Source organism: Pseudogulbenkiania sp. NH8B (assembly GCF_000283535.1).
GTDB classification, from domain to species: Bacteria; Pseudomonadota; Gammaproteobacteria; order Burkholderiales; family Chromobacteriaceae; genus Pseudogulbenkiania; species Pseudogulbenkiania ferrooxidans.
In genome coordinates, this window is record NC_016002.1 from 128,540 (window position 1) to 145,733 (window position 17,194).

Annotated in this window: 15 protein-coding genes; 9 read left to right on the forward strand and 6 right to left on the reverse strand. The window is 68.8% G+C overall.

The window, feature by feature from the left end; all coding sequences use genetic code 11:
- Positions 1-39: 39 nt before the first annotated feature.
- From NH8B_RS00520 to edd, 4 genes are all read right to left on the reverse strand, one after another.
- Complete coding sequence (locus NH8B_RS00520; RefSeq protein ID WP_014085572.1) at positions 40-837, reverse strand: universal stress protein UspA; 798 nt, start codon at positions 835-837, stop codon at positions 40-42.
- Positions 824-3,286: a Lon protease family protein gene (locus NH8B_RS00525; RefSeq protein WP_014085573.1), complete on the reverse strand. Its 2,463-nt coding sequence runs from the start codon at positions 3,284-3,286 to the stop codon at positions 824-826. The genes NH8B_RS00520 and NH8B_RS00525 overlap by 14 nt, the downstream gene beginning before the upstream one ends.
- Positions 3,287-3,565: 279 nt before the next feature.
- Complete coding sequence (locus NH8B_RS00530) at positions 3,566-4,192, reverse strand: bifunctional 4-hydroxy-2-oxoglutarate aldolase/2-dehydro-3-deoxy-phosphogluconate aldolase (protein WP_008954645.1); 627 nt, start codon at positions 4,190-4,192, stop codon at positions 3,566-3,568.
- 5 nt (positions 4,193-4,197) lie between these two features.
- Complete coding sequence (gene edd, locus NH8B_RS00535; RefSeq protein WP_014085574.1) at positions 4,198-6,033, reverse strand: phosphogluconate dehydratase; 1,836 nt, start codon at positions 6,031-6,033, stop codon at positions 4,198-4,200.
- 254 nt (positions 6,034-6,287) lie between these two features.
- Between edd and zwf the strand changes: the two genes are divergently transcribed.
- From zwf to pgi, 5 genes are all read left to right on the forward strand, one after another.
- On the forward strand, positions 6,288-7,760 hold the full coding sequence (zwf, locus tag NH8B_RS00540; RefSeq protein ID WP_014085575.1) for a glucose-6-phosphate dehydrogenase: 1,473 nt from the start codon (positions 6,288-6,290) through the stop codon (positions 7,758-7,760).
- Between the two features lie 182 nt (positions 7,761-7,942).
- Complete coding sequence (gene pgl, locus NH8B_RS00545) at positions 7,943-8,620, forward strand: 6-phosphogluconolactonase (RefSeq protein ID WP_014085576.1); 678 nt, start codon at positions 7,943-7,945, stop codon at positions 8,618-8,620.
- Complete coding sequence (locus NH8B_RS00550; RefSeq protein ID WP_014085577.1) at positions 8,601-9,584, forward strand: glucokinase; 984 nt, start codon at positions 8,601-8,603, stop codon at positions 9,582-9,584. The genes pgl and NH8B_RS00550 overlap by 20 nt, the downstream gene beginning before the upstream one ends.
- A complete protein-coding gene (hexR, locus tag NH8B_RS00555; protein WP_008954650.1) occupies positions 9,577-10,428 on the forward strand; it encodes a transcriptional regulator HexR in 852 nt (283 codons plus the stop codon). The genes NH8B_RS00550 and hexR overlap by 8 nt, the downstream gene beginning before the upstream one ends.
- A 9-nt stretch (positions 10,429-10,437) precedes the next feature.
- Positions 10,438-12,087: a glucose-6-phosphate isomerase gene (gene pgi, locus NH8B_RS00560; protein WP_014085578.1), complete on the forward strand. Its 1,650-nt coding sequence runs from the start codon at positions 10,438-10,440 to the stop codon at positions 12,085-12,087.
- A gap of 78 nt (positions 12,088-12,165) precedes the next feature.
- On the opposite strand, the gene NH8B_RS00565 is transcribed toward pgi, so the two are convergent.
- Together NH8B_RS00565 and NH8B_RS00570 are read right to left on the reverse strand one after the other, a co-directional pair.
- On the reverse strand, positions 12,166-12,489 hold the full coding sequence (locus NH8B_RS00565; RefSeq protein WP_014085579.1) for an MGMT family protein: 324 nt from the start codon (positions 12,487-12,489) through the stop codon (positions 12,166-12,168).
- Entirely contained in the window at positions 12,489-13,139 is a 651-nt protein-coding gene (locus NH8B_RS00570) for an MBL fold metallo-hydrolase (protein ID WP_014085580.1), read from the reverse strand. Before NH8B_RS00570 ends, NH8B_RS00565 begins: the two co-directional genes overlap by 1 nt.
- A gap of 175 nt (positions 13,140-13,314) precedes the next feature.
- On the opposite strand from NH8B_RS00570, the gene siaA reads away from it, so the two are divergent.
- Genes siaA through siaD form a run of 4 tightly spaced genes read left to right on the forward strand, consistent with a single transcriptional unit; the run spans position 13,315 to position 17,083 of the window.
- Entirely contained in the window at positions 13,315-15,339 is a 2,025-nt protein-coding gene (gene siaA / locus NH8B_RS00575; protein WP_014085581.1) for a biofilm regulation protein phosphatase SiaA, read from the forward strand.
- A gap of 9 nt (positions 15,340-15,348) precedes the next feature.
- A complete protein-coding gene (siaB, locus tag NH8B_RS00580; protein WP_008954655.1) occupies positions 15,349-15,891 on the forward strand; it encodes a biofilm regulation protein kinase SiaB in 543 nt (180 codons plus the stop codon).
- A 10-nt stretch (positions 15,892-15,901) separates the two neighbouring features.
- Entirely contained in the window at positions 15,902-16,279 is a 378-nt protein-coding gene (gene siaC, locus NH8B_RS00585) for a biofilm regulation phosphoprotein SiaC (RefSeq protein ID WP_014085582.1), read from the forward strand.
- 15 nt (positions 16,280-16,294) lie between these two features.
- A complete protein-coding gene (gene siaD / locus NH8B_RS00590) occupies positions 16,295-17,083 on the forward strand; it encodes a biofilm regulation diguanylate cyclase SiaD (protein ID WP_014085583.1) in 789 nt (262 codons plus the stop codon).
- Positions 17,084-17,194 lie beyond the last annotated feature (111 nt).

Genomic DNA, 17,194 nt, shown 5'->3' on the forward strand with positions numbered 1-17,194 from the left:
CTGCGGCGCGGTTTGGCGAGGGGGTGGACGGCGCGCGCCTCAGCTGACCAGGATCACCGGGCAGTCGATGTCGTTGAGCAGGGCGGCGAAGCCCGCGCCGCTGCGCAGCGAGCGGCTGCCGTCGAGCACCAGGCTGGTGGCGTTTTCCTCGCGCACCGCGGCGGCCAGGGCGCGGCTGTCGCCGGGGAGCAGCCGGCGGCAGCCGCCGGCGCTGGCCGGCGCCAGCGCCATGGCGGCGTTGGCGTGGCGCAGGAAGTCGGCTTCGTTGTCGGCCGGGATCAGCACGCGCAGCTCGCCGTCCTGGCTTTGCGCCAGGTCCCGGGCCAGCGCCAGGGCGCGTGCGGCGCCCGGCGAGCCGTCGAACAGCACCAGCAGCCGCGGCCGGGCGGCACGGCGCGGCGGCGGCGGCGGCGCCTCGCACAGCAGCGTCCACAGCGGCATGGTCCCCATGCGCGCGCTCTTGCCCAGCACCACCAGGTCGGGCTCGGCGGCGCGCGCGAACAGTTCGGTGGCGATCTGCCCGCGCGCCAGCTGGAACGACCAGCGCAGTTGCCGCCGGGTAGCGGTGTCGGCGAGCAGGCGGCGCGCCTGCTCCGCCTCGCAGCGCAGGGCGTGCTCCAGCTGCGGCGCGGCGAGCGGCGCGGCGCGGGAAAACTGGCCGATCTCGCGCGTGAAGGGCAGCGCGGCCAGGTGCAGCAGGTTGATGTCCTCGATGAACAATCCCGCCAGTTCGACATCGCGCGCGGCGGCCAGCGCCGCCGCCAGTTCCAGCGCGGCGCGGCTGCGTGGCGAGACGTCGAGCGCCAGCAGTACCTTGCCGGGGCTAGGCTTGTCCATGGCCGTGCCTTGCTTTGGGGGCGGGGGGCGGCGCGCTGCCGGCCTGGTCGCCCTTGTCCGGCTGGCTGTAGGCGCGGGCGATGTCGGCCAGGCCGTGCAGGCGGTCCGCCACGCGGCGGTTGACGCTGCCCGTCGGGAAGAGGCCGCTCGCGTCCGCCACGCCGGCCTCGCCGCCGGTGAGCAAGGCGATGGCCTGGTCCACGGTGTCCACCGCGTAGACGTGGAACAGCCCGGCCGCCGCGGCCTCGATCACGTCGCGGCGCAGCATCAGGTGCAGCACGTTGGCGGCGGGAATGAGCACGCCGTGCTCGCCGTTCAGGCCGCGCTGGCGGCAGATATCGAAGAAGCCCTCGATCTTTTCGTTGACGGCGCCGATCGCCTGCACCCGGCCGAACTGGTCGACCGAACCCGTCACCGCCAGCGCCTGGCGCAGCGGCAGGCCGGAGAGCGAGGAGAGCAGGGCGCACAATTCCGCCAGCGAGGCGCTGTCGCCCTCGACCATGCCGTAGGTCTGCTCGAACACCAAGCTCGCCGACAGCGACAGCGGTTGCTCGGCGGCGTAGCGCGTCGCCAGGAGCGAGGACAGGATCAGCACGCCCTTGGAGTGGATCGCGCCGCCCAGCTTGGCCTCGCGCTGGATGTCGACCACTTCGCCGTCGCCCAGGCGCGTGGTGGCGGTGATGCGCGAAGGTTGGCCGAAGGCGAACTGGCCCAGCTCGAACACCGACAGGCCGTTGATCTGGCCGACCTGCTCGCCGCGGCTGTCGATGCGCAGGATGTCGCGCAGGATGGCCTCGTGTACGCGTTCCTTGAGGCGGTCGGCGCGGTGGATCTGCGCCGCGATGGCGCGTTCGACGTGCTCGGCGCCGACGCGGGCAAGGCCGTCCTGCTGTGCCCAGTAATCGGCCTCGCGCACCAGTCCCGCCAGGCTTTCCATGTGCAGCGAGAGCCGTTCGGCGTCCTCGGCGCGGCGCGCGCCGTACTCGATGACGCGCGCCACGGCGCCACGCTCGAAGGGGCGCAGCCCGTCGCGCCGCGTCAGGGTGGCGATCAGGCGGGCGTACAGCAGGGCGTTGTCGCCGGTGCGCGGCACCTCGTCCTCGAAATCGGCCGCCACCTTGAACAGCTCGCCGAACTCCGGATCGTATTCCGCCAGCAGGTAGTACAGCATGCGGTCGCCCAGCAGCAGCACCTTGACCTCGAGCGGGATCGGCTCCGGCTCCAGCGACACCGTGCTGATCAGGCTGTACATCTGGCCCAGCGACTCGATGCGGATCTCGCGCGTGGCCAGCGCGCGCTTGAGCGCCTCCCACGAGAACGGCTGGCTCAGCAGCTTGATGGCGTCCAGCAGCAGGTAGCCGCCGTTGGCCAGGTGCAGCGCGCCGGGCTTGATCTGCAGGAAGTTGGTGATCAGCGTGCCCATCTGCGACAGGTGCTCGACGCGGCCGATCAGGTTCTGCCAGGTGGGGTGTTCCTCGTCGATCACCGGCGGCGCCGGGCGGCCACCGTGATCGACCAGCAGGTTGACGCGGAAGCGGTTGAAGTCGGCGCCGTCGCCCAGGCCCTGCAAACCGGACTGGGAGGGCGCGCCGTCGTGCGGCTGGCGGAAGTCATCGATGCTGGCGATGATGTTCTGCTGCACCTCGTCGAGGTAGAGCCGCACCGGCTCGAAGTCGGCGTAGTCCTCGCGCAGCGAGTCGATCATCTGGCCCACCGCGAACAGCACCGCCTCTTCGTTCAGCTGGCGCACCCGCTCGATGCGTTCGTGGCGCCAGCGCGGCACCTGGCGGATGGCCTTTTCCAGCTGCACGCGCAGGGTGTCGGTGTCGTGCTCGATGCGTTCCTGCTCTTCGCGCGGCAGCTTGGCAAATTCCTCCGGGCTGATCACCTCGCCGTCCTTGGCGGGGGCGAAGGAGAAGCCGTTGGGGGTGCGCAGCAGGGCGATGCCGTGCTGGATCGCGGCGTCGCCGACCTCCTCGAACGCCTGCGTCTGCTGCCGGGTGAATTCCTCGTTGATCTGGTCGAGGCGGCGGCGGTATTCCTCGCCCTCGAAGATGGCGGGGATGGTGGCGCGCAGCTCGTCCACCAGCTGCTGCATGTCGTCGCGCAGCGTCGCCCCCCGCCCGGCGGGCAGGCGGATGGCGCGCGGCTTGTGTGGCTGGGCGAAATTGTTGACGTAGCACCAGTCGCACGGCAGCGCCGCGTCGACCGCCTGCTGCGCCAGCAACTGCCGCACCATGGTGCGCTTGCCGCTGCCGCTGGGACCCATGACGTAGACGTTGTAGCCGTGGTGGCGCATGCCCAGCCCGAAGCGGGTGGCGCCGACGGCGCGCAGCTGGCCGATGACCTCGCTCAGGTCGTCCAGCTCGGCGGTGGTGTCGAAGGCGAACAGCTCGGGGTCGCAGCGCCGGTACAGCTGCGCCACGGGCAGGGGGGCGAGGTGGCTCATGGCGCCACGTTCCTTTGTGATGGGGGCGGTGAGGGCGCCGATGCCGCGCCCGGCGGGCCGTGCATCGCGCGATTGCCACAACTATAGACAGCGCGGGAGCGAGTTTCAGGGTCGGGCACTCGCCGCGCCGGGCGCGGCGTTCCGGCGTCGGGGAGAGGGGCAAGGGAAGGGAGCGGCGGGCGCATCGCGGCGGGGCGGCGGCCGGGGCATAAAAAAAGGGCCTGTCCGGGAGAGTCGGCAGGCCCTGCAAGGAAGCAACAAGCAACAAAAACGGGGGGATCAGCGCACCGCCAGCGCGCTGGCCTCGCGGGCCAGCTGGGTGATGCGTTCCCAATCCTGGGCGGCGAGGGCGTCGGCCGGGGTCAGCCACGAGCCGCCCACCGCCAGCACGTTGGGCTGGGCCAGGTAGGCCGGCGCGTTGCTGGCGTCGATGCCGCCGGTCGGGCAGAAGCGCAGCTCCGGCAGCGGGCCGGCCAGCGCCTTGAGCAGCTTGATGCCGCCGACCGCCTCGGCCGGGAACAGCTTGAGGATGTTGAAGCCTTCGTCCTGGGCGTGCATCGCCTCGGACGGCGTGGCCACGCCGGGGATGAACGGCACGCCGGAGGCGCGCGCGGCGGCGGCCAGCTCCGGGGTCAGGCCGGGGCTGAGGCCGAACTGGGCGCCGGCGTCGAGCGCGGCTTCCAGGTGGGCGCGGGTGCGTACAGTGCCGGCGCCGACCAGGGCGTCCGGCACTTCGTCGCGGATGCGGCGCATCGCGGCCAGCGCGGCTTTGGTGCGCAGGGTGATTTCCAGGGTGCGGATCCCGCCGGCGACCAGCGCGCGGGCGAGGTCGACCGCCACCGCGGCGTCGTTGACCACGATCACCGGCATCACCGGGCTTTGGCGTAACAGAGTCAGTGCATCCATTGCTTTCAATCTCTCCACAGGGGGTGGTGGAAGGTCATCGCGCCGTGTTCGGCGACGTCGGCCAAGGTGCGCATGCCGGCGAACAGTTCGCGGCCGACGCCGAAATCATTACCTGCAAGGTTGGCCGAAACCACCTCGCGCGCGGCCCATTCGGCCTCCGCCACCAGCGCGGTCAGCTCGCCGCTGTTGGCGTCGACGCGCACCAGGTCGCCGTCGCGCAGCTTGGCGATCGGGCCGCCGGACACGGCCTCGGGCGAGACGTGGATCGCCGCCGGCACCTTGCCGGAGGCGCCGGACATGCGGCCGTCGGTGACCAGCGCCACCTTGAAGCCGCGCTCCTGCAACACCGCCAGCGTCGGCGTCAGCTTGTGCAGTTCCGGCATGCCGTTGGCGCGCGGGCCCTGGAAGCGGATCACCGCGACGAAGTCGCGCTCCAGCTCGCCGCGCTTGAACGCGGCCAAGAGTTCGTCCTGGTCGTGGTAGATCACCGCCGGCGCTTCCACCACGCGGTGTTCCGCCTTGACCGCCGAGACCTTGATCACCGAGCGGCCGATATTGCCCTTGAGCACGCGCAGGCCGCCGTCGGCCGAGAACGGCTCCGCCGCCGGACGCAGCACGCCGCTGTCGTGGCTCGTGGCCGCCGCCGGACGCCAGGCCAGCTGGCCGTCGTCGAGCCACGGTTCCGTAGTGTAGGCGCGCAGGCCCGGGCCCATGATGGTGGTGACGTCCTCGTGCAGCAGGCCGGCGTCGAGCAGCTCGCGAATCAGGAAACCCATGCCGCCAGCGGCGTGGAAGTGGTTCACGTCGGCCTTGCCGTTGGGGTAGACGCGCGCCAGCAGCGGAATCACCGCCGACAGCTCGTCGAAATCGTCCCAGTTGATGTCGATGCCGGCGGCGCGGGCGATCGCCACCAGGTGCAGGGTGTGGTTGGTCGAACCGCCGGTGGCCAACAGGCCGATGATGCCGTTGACCACCGCCTTCTCGTCGACGAGGCGGCCCACCGGGGTGTAGTGCTCGCGGCCCGGGCTGATCGCCACGGCACGGTGCGCGGCAGCGCGCGTCAGCGCTTCGCGCAGCGGCGTGCCCGGCGTGACGAAGGCGGTGCCCGGCAGGTGCAGGCCCATGATCTCCATCAGCATCTGGTTGGAGTTGGCGGTGCCGTAGAAGGTGCAGGTGCCGGGGCCGTGGTAGCTTTGCGCCTCCGATTCCAGCAGCACGTCGCGGCCGACCTTGCCCTCGGCGTAGAGCTGGCGGATGTGCGCCTTCTCGTCGTTGGACATGCCCGTGGTCATCGGCCCGGCCGGCACGAACACCGCCGGCAGGTGGCCGAAGGTCAGCGCGCCGATCAGCAGGCCCGGCACGATCTTGTCGCACACGCCGAGGTAGAGCGCGGCGTCGAACATCTGGTGCGACAGCGCCACGGCGGTGCTCATGGCGATCACGTCGCGCGAGAACAGCGAGAGCTCCATGCCGGCCTGGCCCTGCGTCACGCCGTCGCACATCGCCGGCACGCCGCCGGCGAACTGCGCGGTGGCGCCGGCCTTGAGCGCCTCGTCCTTGATCCAGGCCGGGAACGCTTCCAGCGGCTGGTGCGCCGACAACATGTCGTTGTAGGCCGAGACGATGGCGAGGTTGGGCCGGCTGGCTTCCTTCAGATGAATCTTGACCGTGTCCGGCATGGCGGCGAAGGCGTGCGCCAGGTTGGTACAGGACAGCTGGGTGCGCTCCACGCGGCCGCGTTTGGCGGCGGCGTCGAGATGCTGCAGGTAAGCCGCGCGGCGCGGCTGGCTGCGGGCAACGATACGGGCGGTGACGTCGGCGATGACGGGATGTAAGGCCATGGTGTAATCCCGGTGGGTAATGTGCGATGAATGGTAGTTTTACTACAGTCAAAATGCAATACGTTGCAGCTGGTTTCTCGCTGCGGCTGTGGTGCAAATGCTGAAAACCATTGCTTATAAAGGATTTTCGTTGATTTCCATGTTGCTTTGCAGCATCGAAATTGTTGTCTTTGGCCGTGTAATTGCCGTAGACAGCGGCACGTCGAATGGTAATATAACTACATCACAACCCACTGTGCGAGAGAACACTCAGGATGGACAACGCTAATCTGCACACCCCGGCCTTCGACATGGTGCTGTTCGGGGGCACCGGCGACCTGGTCATGCGCAAACTGCTGCCGTCGCTGTACCAGGCTCATGCCGCCGGCCTCTTGAACGAAGAAGGCCGCATCCTGGCGCTGGGTCGCCGCGACATGGCGCGCGAAGACTACCTGGCGATGGTGGAGAAGAGCGCGCGCATCCACATCAAGGAATACTTTTCCGACGCCGCCTGGCAGGGTTTTCTCGCGCGCGTGGACTACCTCAAGGTAGACGCCGCCACGCCGGAACACTACCCGGCGCTGGCCGAGGTGCTGCAGCAGCACAACGAGCGTGTCGCCGTCTGTTACCTCGCCACCGCGCCGGACCTGTTCGAGGGTATCTGCGACAACCTGGCGGCGGTCGGCCTGAACCACGACAAGGTGCGCGTGGTGCTGGAAAAGCCGCTCGGCCACGACCTGGAATCGTCCAACGAGATCAACGAAGCGGTGGCGCGTCACTTCAAGGAAGAACAGCTCTACCGCATCGACCACTACCTCGGCAAGGAATCGGTGCAGAACCTGCTGTCGATCCGCTTCGCCAACGCGCTGTTCGAGCCGCTGTGGCGCCGCGAGTGGATCCACGACGTGCAGATCACCATCGCCGAAGAGCTCGGCGTCGGCACGCGCGGCGACTTCTACGATAATACCGGCGCGCTGCGCGACATGGTGCAGAACCACCTGCTGCAGCTGTTGTGCATCGTGGCGATGGAGCCGCCGGCCAACCTCGGCGCCGACGCGGTGCGCGACGAGAAACTCAAGGTGTTGAAGGCGCTGCGCCCGTTCAGCGAGCAGGACGTCGCCGCCAAGACCGTGCGCGCCCAGTACAAGGCCGGCGCCGCCAACGGCCAGCCGGTGGTGGGTTACCTGCAGGAACAGGGCATCCCCGCCAGCAGCCAGACCGAGACCTTCGTCGCCATCAAGGCCGAGATCGACAACTGGCGTTGGGCCGGCGTGCCGTTCTACCTGCGCACCGGCAAGCGCATGCAGGAACGCCTGGCCGAGATCGTGATCAACTTCCGCGACGTGCCGCACCACCTGTTCCCCAGCCCGATGGGCCTGAACACCGCCAACCGCCTGGTGATTCGCCTGCAGCCGGAAGAAAGCATCCGCCTCTACTTCCTGTCCAAGGAGCCGGGCGACACCCAGCGCCTGCAGCCGGTGCACCTCAACCTCGACTTCCACGAATCGTTCAAGGTGCGCCGTGCCGACGCCTACGAGCGCCTGCTGCTCGACGTCATCCGCGGCAAGCTGGCGCTGTTCATGCGCCGCGACGAGCTGGTGGAAGCCTGGCGCTGGGTGGAGCCGATCATGGACCACTGGCAGCACAGCACCACCCCGCCCAAGCAGTACACCGCCGGCAGCTGGGGCCCGGCCGCCTCCAGCGCGTTGCTGTCGCGGGATGGAGTGTCGTGGCACGAGGAGAGCTGAAATCCCACCCCCATTAGGCGGCTGCGCCTTCGCATCTTGAGCGCCGGCAGTGCTCGGAATCCTCATGGACCCTGTGTCCATTCCGGTTCCTGTGCGCTGGCGGCACTCAACCTGCTTTGGCTCGCTCCCCTACTGGGATGGGCTTTAGTCTGTGAAGAGTGAAATAAAGAAGAGACAACACCATGCAATGGTTTGAATTCGACTCCGCGCCCGCCGCCGCCACGGCGCTGGCCGAGGCGGTGAACGGCGCGCTCGCGACGGCGATCCGCGAACGCGGCGAGGCGGTGCTGGCGGTGTCCGGCGGGCGCTCGCCGGTGGCCTTCCTGCAAAGGTTGGCCGAAAGCGACCTCGACTGGTCGCACGTGACGGTGACGCTGGTGGACGAGCGCCTGGTGCCGGAACACCACCCGGACAGCAACGCCGCACTGGTGCGCCAGCACCTGCTCATCGGCGCCGCCGCCGCGGCGCGCTTCCTGCCGCTGGCGCTCCACCCCGACGATGCCGCCGCCAGCCTGGCCGCCGCGCGCGCCGCCTGGCGCCAGCCCGACGTCGCCGTGCTCGGCATGGGCGACGACGGCCACACCGCCTCGCTGTTCCCGGCCGCGCCGGAACTCGCCGCCGGGCTCGCGCTGCCGTCGGCCGAACGGCTGCTCACGGTCACCCCGCCGGCGGCGTCGCACACGCGCCTCAGCATGACGCTGGCCGCATTGCTGGCCTGCGGCCGGCTGTTCCTGGCGATCCAGGGGCCGGCCAAGCGCCGGGTATTCGAACAAGCGCGGCAGGCCGTCGACGACGCGCTGCCGATCAGTCATGTCCTGCACCACACGGAGGTACCGCTCGATGTTTACTGGGCGTCCTGATAGCTTTCCCTGGCTGGTCGCCGATATCGGCGGCACCAATGCCCGTTTCGCGCTCTACACCGGCGGCGCCGAACCGGAACAGATCAAGGTCCTGGCCTGCGCCGACTACCCGACGCTGGAAGCGGCGGTGCGCGCCTACCTCGCCGACGTCGGCGCCACGGTGCGGCATGCCTCCATCGGCATCGCCAACCCGGTCACCGGCGACTGGGTGCAGATGACCAACCACCACTGGGCGTTCTCGATCGAAGCCACGCGCCAGGCGCTGGCGCTGGAGTCCTTCCTGGTGATCAACGACTGGGCGGCGATGGCGCTGGCCTTGCCGCACCTGCCGGCCGACGCGCTGATCAAGGTCGGCGGCGGCGAGGCCGTGCCCGGCGCGCCGTGCGCGCTGATCGGGCCCGGCACCGGGCTCGGCGTCTCGGCGCTGGTGCCGCACGCTCACGGCGCCACCCCGGTGCCGGGCGAGGGCGGCCACGTCAGCTTCGCCCCGTTCGACGAGCGCGAGGCGCAGATCTGGCACTTCGCGCGCGAGCGTTACGGCCACGTCTCGGCCGAGCGCCTGCTGTCCGGCCCCGGCCTGGTACTGATCTACCAGGCGCTCGCCGCGCTGGCCGGCGAGGAGGCCGAAGACCTGCGCGCCGCCGACATCTCCACCCGCGCCCTGTCCGGCGAATGCCCGCGCTGCCGCGAGACGCTGGACGCATTCTGTGCCATGCTCGGCACCGCGGCGGCCAACCTGACGTTGACGCTGGGCGCCCGCGGCGGGGTCTACCTCGGCGGCGGCATCGTGCTGCGCCTGCTCGACTACTTCCAGAGCTCGCCGTTCCGTGCCCGTTTCGAAGACAAGGGGCGCTTTTCCGGCTACCTCGCGGCGGTGCCGGTGTACATCATGACGCACGCCATGCCGGCGCTGTTGGGCGCCACCGCCGCGCTGGCCGCGCACCTGGAGGAGCAGCATGCTTGAACGAATCCGCAATCAGCTGGGCAGCCTGTCGGCGGCCGAACGCAAGGTCGCCGACCTGGTCCTGGAACAGCCCTACACCATGATGCAGGCGGCGGTGGCCGACATCGCCGCCAGCGCCGGGGTGAGCCAGCCCACGGTGATCCGCTTCTGCCGCTCCATGGGCTGTACCGGCTTGCCGGATTTCAAGCTCAAGCTGGCGGGCAGCCTGGTCACCGGGGTGCCGTACGTGCACTCCAGCGTGCGCCCGGAAGACCCGACCTCCGAGATCGCCGCCAAGGTATTCGACAACACCGTGTCGGCGCTGCTCAAGTGCCGTAACGACGTCAACCCGGCGGCGGTCAACGCCGCGCTGGAGCTGTTGGCCAACGCCAACCGCATCGAGTTCTACGGCCTGGGCAACTCCGGCATCATCGCCGCCGACGCCCAGCACAAATTTTTCCGCTTCGGTATTCCCACCGTCGCCTACGCCGACACCCACACCCAGATCATGGCGGCCTCGGTGCTGGGCGAGGGCGACGTGCTGGTGGCCATCTCCAACTCCGGCCGCACCGTCGAGCTGCTCGACGCGGTCGAGGTGGCGCTGCACGCCGGTGCCAAGGTGGTGGCGATCACCGCCAGCGGCTCGCCGCTGGCGAAGCAGGCCACGGTGACGCTGGTGGCCGACGCCCCGGAAGACACCGAGACCTACAGCCCGATGATTTCGCGCATCGTGCATCTGGTGCTGATCGACATCCTCGCCGTCGGCGTGGCGTTGCGGCGCGGGCCGGGCGTGATCGGCCAACTGGAAAAAACCAAGCTGAGCCTGCGGCCGAAACGCCAGGGCAGCCGGCACGACGACTACTGAGGGGATGGCATGAGCGAACTGACCCGACTGCCCGCCTGGCAACAGCTGTGGGAACACTTTGCCGACGCGAAACAGCTGCACATGCGCGAGCTGTTCGAGAGCGACCCGGAACGCGCCGAACGTTACGCGCTGGAAGTGGGCGGGCTGTTGCTCGACTACTCCAAGAACCGCCTCACCGACGACACCCTGCAACTGCTGATGCAGCTGGCGCGCGAAGCCGGCCTGCCGGCGCGCATCAAGGCCATGTTCAAGGGCGAGAAGCTCAACGTCACCGAGAGCCGCGCCGTGCTGCACGTGGCGCTGCGCAACCGCACCAATTCGCCGATCCTGGTCGACGGCGAAGACGTCATGCCCAAGGTCAACCGCGTGCTGGAACGCATGGGGCGCTTTGCCCACGCCGTGCGCTCGGGCGAGTGGCTGGGCTACACCAACCAGCCGATCACCGACATCGTCAACATCGGCATCGGCGGCTCCGACCTGGGCCCGCTCATGGTGTGCAGCGCGCTGCGCCCGTACGCCCACCCGCGCATGAACATGCACTTCGTCTCCAACGTCGACGGCGCCCAGCTCAAGGAAACGCTCAAGCGCGTGCACCCCGAGACCACGCTGTTCGTGATCGAGTCGAAGACCTTCACCACCCAGGAAACCCTGACCAACGCGCTCACCGCGCGCGACTGGTTCGTCCAGCGTGCGCGCGACGAAAAGGCGGTCGCCAAGCACTTCGTCGCGGTGTCGACCAACCAGCAGGCGGTGGCCGACTTCGGCATCGACCCGGCCAACATGTTCGAGTTCTGGGACTGGGTGGGCGGGCGCTACAGCCTGTGGTCGGCGATCGGCCTGCCGATCATGCTCTACCTCGGCGAAGAGAACTTCGTCGAGCTCCTGAACGGCGCGCATCTGATGGACCAGCACTTCCGCAACGCGCCGCTGGAAGCCAACATGCCGGTGCTGCTGGCGATGATCGGGGTGTGGTACATCAACTTCTACGGCGGTGGCTCGCATGTCATCGCCCCCTACGACCAGTACCTGCACCGCCTGCCGGCCTTCATCCAGCAGCTCGACATGGAATCGAACGGCAAGCAGGTGATGCTCGACGGCAACCCGGTCGATTTCGAAACGGCGCCGATCATCTGGGGCGAGACCGGCATCAACGGCCAGCACGCCTTCTTCCAGCTGCTGCACCAGGGCACGCACATCTCGCCGATCGACCTGATCGCCTCGCTGGAGAACCGTTCCAGCCTGCCCGGCCACCACGAGATCCTGCTCGCCAACGTGTTCGCCCAGGCCGAGGCCTTCATGCGCGGCAAGACCGCCGACGAAGTGCGCGCCGAGTTGACGGCGCAGGGCGTGACGGGCGAGGCGCTGGAAAAACTGGTGCCGCACAAGGTGTTCGGCGGCAACCGCCCCACCAACACCCTGCTGATGAGCCGGCTCGATCCGCGCAACCTGGGCTCGCTGATCGCGCTCTACGAGCACAAGATCTTCGTGCAGGGCGTGATCTGGCACATCAACAGCTTCGACCAGTGGGGAGTGGAGCTGGGCAAACAGCTCGCCAAGACCATCCACGCCGAACTGGCCGGGAAGAGCGGCCCGGCGCCGCACGACAGCTCCACGGCGCGGCTGATCGCGGCCTACAAGCAGGCCAACGGGCGCAGTTGACCGCATGCTTTGCTCGCAAAAACGCCACCGGCTGAGCCGGTGGCGTTTTTCATTTCGCACGGTTGGCCGAAGCCGGGATCAGACATCGTCCTCTGCCGCCGGCCAGCCGTAGCGCTTGAGGTCGACGCGGCCGCTGGCGCTTAGCGCCACGCCCTCGTGTTCCAGCAGCAGGCGCTGGTAGTCGGCGCCGGGCGTGCCGGGGCGGGCGATGCGGCCGCCGGCGCCCACCACGCGCTGCCACGGCACGCTGACGCCGTCCGGCAGATGGCCCAGCAGGTGCCCGACGTGGCGGGAATGGCGCGGCCAGCCGGCCAGTTCGGCGAGCCGGCCGTAGGTGCTGACGCGGCCTGGCGGGATGCGCGCCACCAGCCCCAGCACCGCGCGCGCGAACTCCGGCGGCATCAGCGGTAGCGCGCGTCGGCGACGAAGGGGTTGAAGCGTTTCTCGTCGCCGATAGTGGTGTAGGGGCCGTGGCCCGGCACCACCACGGTCTCGTCCGGCAGCACGAACAGCTTGCCACGGATGGCGTCGATCAGCTGCTGGTGGTTGCCGCGCGGGAAGTCGGTGCGCCCGATCGAGCCCTGAAACAGCACGTCGCCGGCGATCAACAGGCCGGCCGCCGGGCTGTAGAACACCACGTGGCCGGGGGTGTGGCCCGGGCAGTGCAGCACCTCCAGCGTTTCCTCGCCGAGCGTCACGGTGTCGCCTTCCTCCAGCCAGCGGTCGGGCGTCACCGCCTCGGCCGGCGGAAAGCCGAACATCTGTCCCTGGTTCGGCAACTGATCGAGCCAGAAACTCTCCTCGCGCTGCGGCCCTTCCACGGGTACGCCGAGGCGGCGCGCCAGCGGCATGGTGGCCCCGGCGTGGTCGATGTGGCCGTGGGTGAGCAGGATCTTGACCACGGTGAGACCGCGCGCCGCCACCTCGGCCAGGATGCGTTCGATGTCGCCGCCCGGGTCGACGATGGCGGCGTTCAGGGTAACGTCGCACCACAACAGCGAGCAGTTTTGGGCGAACGGGGTGACGGGAACGGTGTGCAGTTTCAGGCTCATGGCGGGGGCGGGGCAGGGAATGGCAAAGCAATATTGTGCCACGCCGTCAAGGGAGCGGGTATCGCCGGGGGTGACATGATGAACGGATTATGCATGACGGCGGACAGGGCTCTGGCGTAACATGCGGCATTGGCCGTCGACGTCGCTGGAACGGCAATCTGCGGAGTAGTGTCACTTGAGCTTGAGATGGAAATCGGCGCTGGCGCTGGCCGCGTTGTTCGCCGTGCTGTTGGTGCTGGCGCTGTTTGCCGGCAACCTGGCGGTGCATTCGATCCGCCAGCATTACGGCGCCGCCTTCGCGCGCGATCATGCCCTGCTGCAAAAGCAGACCCTGGTGACGCAGCTGTCGCGCGAACTGGCGCTGTCGCAGCGCTTGGCCGGGCTCGAGGTCACGCGCGACTGGCTGCGCGACGAGCAGGACCCGGCCAAGCGCCGGGCCTTCTTCCGCGAAGCCGAAAACTTCCGCCAGGCCTTTGCCGATCATTCCTTCTCCATCGTCGCCGACCGTTCCCTCAGCTACTATTTCAGCGACGACAAGCTGGCGGCCAACGCCGCCGTGCCGCGCTACCGCCTCAAGCCGAATGACGCCGAGGACGGCTGGTACTTCGCCACGCGCCAGAATGTGCGCGACTACGCGCTCAACGTCAACGTGGACGGCAAGGTGCGCGTCACCAAGGTGTGGTTCAACGTGATGATCCACGACGGCGACGAGGTGCTCGGCATGGCCGGCACCGGCCTCGACCTGTCGCACTTCCTGCGCGATCTGGTGGCCTCGCACCAGCGCGGCGTCAGCAACATCATCGTCAACGGCCAGGGGGTGATCCAGGCCCACCCGGACGCCCGCCTGATCCAGTACGCTTCCGTCTCCTCCCTGAATTCCGCCAAGACCGTGTACCGGCTGATCCGCACCGAGGAGCAGCCCGCCCTGGCCGGCGCCCTGGCCGCGCTCAAGGCCACGCCGGAGGGCACCCAGACCGCCAGCGTCACGCTGCAAGGCCAGCCGCGGCTGCTGGGCATTTCGTACATCCCCCAGCTCGACTGGTACGTGATCAGCGCGGTCGACCTCTCCACCGCCGCGGTGCTGGACGAACGCCTGCTGGCCACGCTGGCGGCGGGCGGCCTGGTGGTGCTGCTGGCGCTGGGGCTGCTGGTCATCTTCGGCCTCGACCGCCTGGTGCTGAACCCGCTGGCGCGCCTGCACCGCTCGGTGGCCCAGCTCTCCGCCGGCGACTACCGCATCGAATTGCGTTCGCGCCGCGACGACGAACTGGGCGACCTGACGCGCGCCTTCAACCACATGGCGGGCGAGATTCGCGTCCACACCGAGAAGCTGGAGCAGCGCATCGAGGAGCGCACGCGCGATCTGGCCCAGGCCAACGAACAGGTGCTGCAGGCGCACCGCGCGATGCAGGACAGCATCCGCTATGCCAGCCTGATCCAGAACGCCATCCTGCCGCACGGCCCGCTCAGCGAACTCCTGGGCGAGCAGCACTTCCTGCTGTGGAAGCCGCGCGACGTGGTCGGCGGCGACTTCTTCGTGTGCCGTACCGGCCCCGGCCGCTGCCTCCTGGGCGTGGTCGACTGCGCCGGTCACGGCGTGCCAGGCGCCTTCATGACCATGATCGCGCAGACCGCCTTCGACGTCGCCGTGAGCGAACTGGGCCTCGCCGACCCGGCGGCGCTGCTGGAGCGCATGGACCAGGTGGTGCGCGCCATGCTGCGCCACGAAACCGGGGCGCGCCATCTTGCCACCAGCATGGACGCCGGGTTGTGCGCGGTCGACCTGATCAACAACACGCTGACCTTTGCCGGGGCGCGGCTGTCGCTACACTGGAGCGACGGCGCGCAGGTCGGCGAAGTGGCCGGCGAGCGCGGCGGCATCGCCGACCGCAAGCCGACGTCGTTCCGCAATCACGTCATGACGCTGCGCCCGGAGGTCAGTTATTACCTCACCACCGACGGCTTCCTAGACCAGTCCGGCGGCGACAAGGGCTACGGTTTCGGCCGGCGACGCTTCGCCGAACTGCTGCGCCACCACGCCCAGCTGCCGGTGGCCGAGCAGCGCGAAGCGTTCCAGCAGTGCCTGGCCGAGTACCAGGGCGAGCGCGCCCAGCGCGACGACATCACGGTGCTGGGGTTCCGTTTCGGTCGGCAGGACGAGGCCGATCAGCCCGCGTTGCCGGGCGATCACGACAGATAAGGAGAGTCCATGGAGCAGGTCGATGTACTATCGCTGAGGGCAGCCTTCATCCAGCAGGGCATCATGCTGTGTTTCAACGGTCCGTTCTCGGCAACGCTGATCGAAGAGATCGGCCAGGCGCTGCGCAAGCATATGCAGGGCTTGCAGGAATCGCAGTCGGCGGTGACCGACGTGTTCTCGGTGTACATCGAGCTGACCCAGAATATCCGCCATTACACCGCCCTGCACGGCCTGGAGGGGGCCGACGCGCACGCCACGCTGATCGTGTCGCGCTCGGAGGACGGCCGCTACGTGGTCAGCGCCGGCAACGTGGTGCTGCCGGCCGATGGCGACGCGCTGGTGGAGCGCATCGCGGCGCTGGCGCGGCTCGACAAGGCCGGGCTCAAGGCCGAGTACAAGAACCAGCTGCGCCAGCCGCGCGATCCGTCCGCCAAGACCGGCGCCGGGCTCGGCCTGATCGACCTGGCGCGCCGCGCCTACGAGCCGCTGCAGTGCTCGCTGACCGCGCTGGATGGCGGTGTGGCGTTTTTCAGTTTACGCGTAGTGATTTGACGAGGTTGACATGCAAGATCTGATCGTCGAGGGGACCGGTTCGATTCCGGCCATCCGGGCAGACTGGGAAGCAGGATGTGTGGTGATGAAGGGCGATTCCTACCCGGAAAATGCCTTCGAACTGTACCAGCCGGTCATCGACTGGATCGAGTCCTTCCTGGCACGTGAGGACCGCCCGCTGCGGCTGCAGCTGCAACTGCTCTACCTCAATACCAGCAGCATTCGTGCCATGATGGATATGCTCGACCAATTGCAGGGCGCCTTCGACGGCGGCCGTACGGTCGGCGTCGAATGGCGCTACGAGCGCGAGAATGAACGGGTGGCCGAACTGGCCGAGGAGTTCCGCGAGGACTACACCTTCCCGTTCGATATCCTCGCCAACGACTGAACCCGCGGAGCCGCGATGAAACAGCACGAGGAGCTGGAAAGCCGCATCGAAACCCTGCTGGCAGATCCGGCCTACGCCGACCATCCGCTGCACGAGGCGCTCGCCTCGCTCTTCGAGTGCTATCGCGAGCAGATCCGGCAGATCGAGCGGGTGAGCCGCATCGCCGACCGCTACCAGGATGCCGAGCGTGACCGAGGCCTGAGCTACGCCGCGCGCTATCAGCGCCAGCTGCGTCAGGTCGAGAAGATCGTGCGCATCAGCGACCGCTACCAGAACATGCTGCGCGACATGAACCAGCGCCTGCACTGGCTGTCGAGTCGCGACGAACTCACCGGCCTGCCCAACCGCCGCCACGCGCTGGTCCGCCTGCGCGAGGAATTGCAGCGGCTGGGCCGCAGCGGCGGCCAGTTCTGCCTGACGCTGGCCGATGTCGACCACTTCAAGAGCATCAACGATGGTTACGGCCACGACGTGGGCGACCGCGTGCTGGGGGCCATCGCCCATGGTCTGTCCGAAGGGGTGCGCGACTACGACGTCTGCGCGCGCTGGGGCGGCGAGGAGTTCCTGCTGCTGTTCCCGCACTCCAGCATCGAGGAAGTGCAGAGCGTGCTGGTGCGGTTGCGGCGCCGGGTGGGGGTGCTCAGCGGCGAGCTGTTGCCGGCCGGTGCCGCCGGGCTGACGCTGTCGTTCGGGCTCACCCTCTGCCGGGACGCTGCCGAACCGCTCGACGCCATCCTGCAGCGCGCCGACCAGGCGCTGTACCAGGCCAAGGGGCAAGGGCGGGATTGCGTCGTCATTGGCTAAGCGCCCCGCAGCAAGCGCCGCCGCCGGCCCGTCTTGGGTGCCGCGCACGGCGCACCCTCTTTAATCCGCGTCCATCGCGTCAGATGTGGCGCGTCATCGCTTGCCAGGCAG

Excerpts from the sequence above, each read along its gene's own strand:
- NH8B_RS00525 (WP_014085573.1), bottom strand. The coding sequence starts at position 3,286 with ATGAGCCACCTCGCCCCCCTGCCCGTGGCGCAGCTGTACCGGCGCTGC.
- NH8B_RS00530 (WP_008954645.1), bottom strand. The coding sequence starts at position 4,192 with ATGGATGCACTGACTCTGTTACGCCAAAGCCCGGTGATGCCGGTGATC.
- siaD (WP_014085583.1), top strand. The coding sequence starts at position 16,295 with ATGAAACAGCACGAGGAGCTGGAAAGCCGCATCGAAACCCTGCTGGCA.
- siaC (WP_014085582.1), top strand. The coding sequence starts at position 15,902 with ATGCAAGATCTGATCGTCGAGGGGACCGGTTCGATTCCGGCCATCCGG.
- NH8B_RS00570 (WP_014085580.1), bottom strand. The coding sequence starts at position 13,139 with ATGAGCCTGAAACTGCACACCGTTCCCGTCACCCCGTTCGCCCAAAAC.
- NH8B_RS00565 (WP_014085579.1), bottom strand. The coding sequence starts at position 12,489 with ATGCCGCCGGAGTTCGCGCGCGCGGTGCTGGGGCTGGTGGCGCGCATC.
- zwf (WP_014085575.1), top strand. The coding sequence starts at position 6,288 with ATGGACAACGCTAATCTGCACACCCCGGCCTTCGACATGGTGCTGTTC.
- hexR (WP_008954650.1), top strand. The coding sequence starts at position 9,577 with ATGCTTGAACGAATCCGCAATCAGCTGGGCAGCCTGTCGGCGGCCGAA.
- pgl (WP_014085576.1), top strand. The coding sequence starts at position 7,943 with ATGCAATGGTTTGAATTCGACTCCGCGCCCGCCGCCGCCACGGCGCTG.
- pgi (WP_014085578.1), top strand. The coding sequence starts at position 10,438 with ATGAGCGAACTGACCCGACTGCCCGCCTGGCAACAGCTGTGGGAACAC.
- NH8B_RS00550 (WP_014085577.1), top strand. The coding sequence starts at position 8,601 with ATGTTTACTGGGCGTCCTGATAGCTTTCCCTGGCTGGTCGCCGATATC.
- edd (WP_014085574.1), bottom strand. The coding sequence starts at position 6,033 with ATGGCCTTACATCCCGTCATCGCCGACGTCACCGCCCGTATCGTTGCC.
- NH8B_RS00520 (WP_014085572.1), bottom strand. The coding sequence starts at position 837 with ATGGACAAGCCTAGCCCCGGCAAGGTACTGCTGGCGCTCGACGTCTCG.
- siaB (WP_008954655.1), top strand. The coding sequence starts at position 15,349 with ATGGAGCAGGTCGATGTACTATCGCTGAGGGCAGCCTTCATCCAGCAG.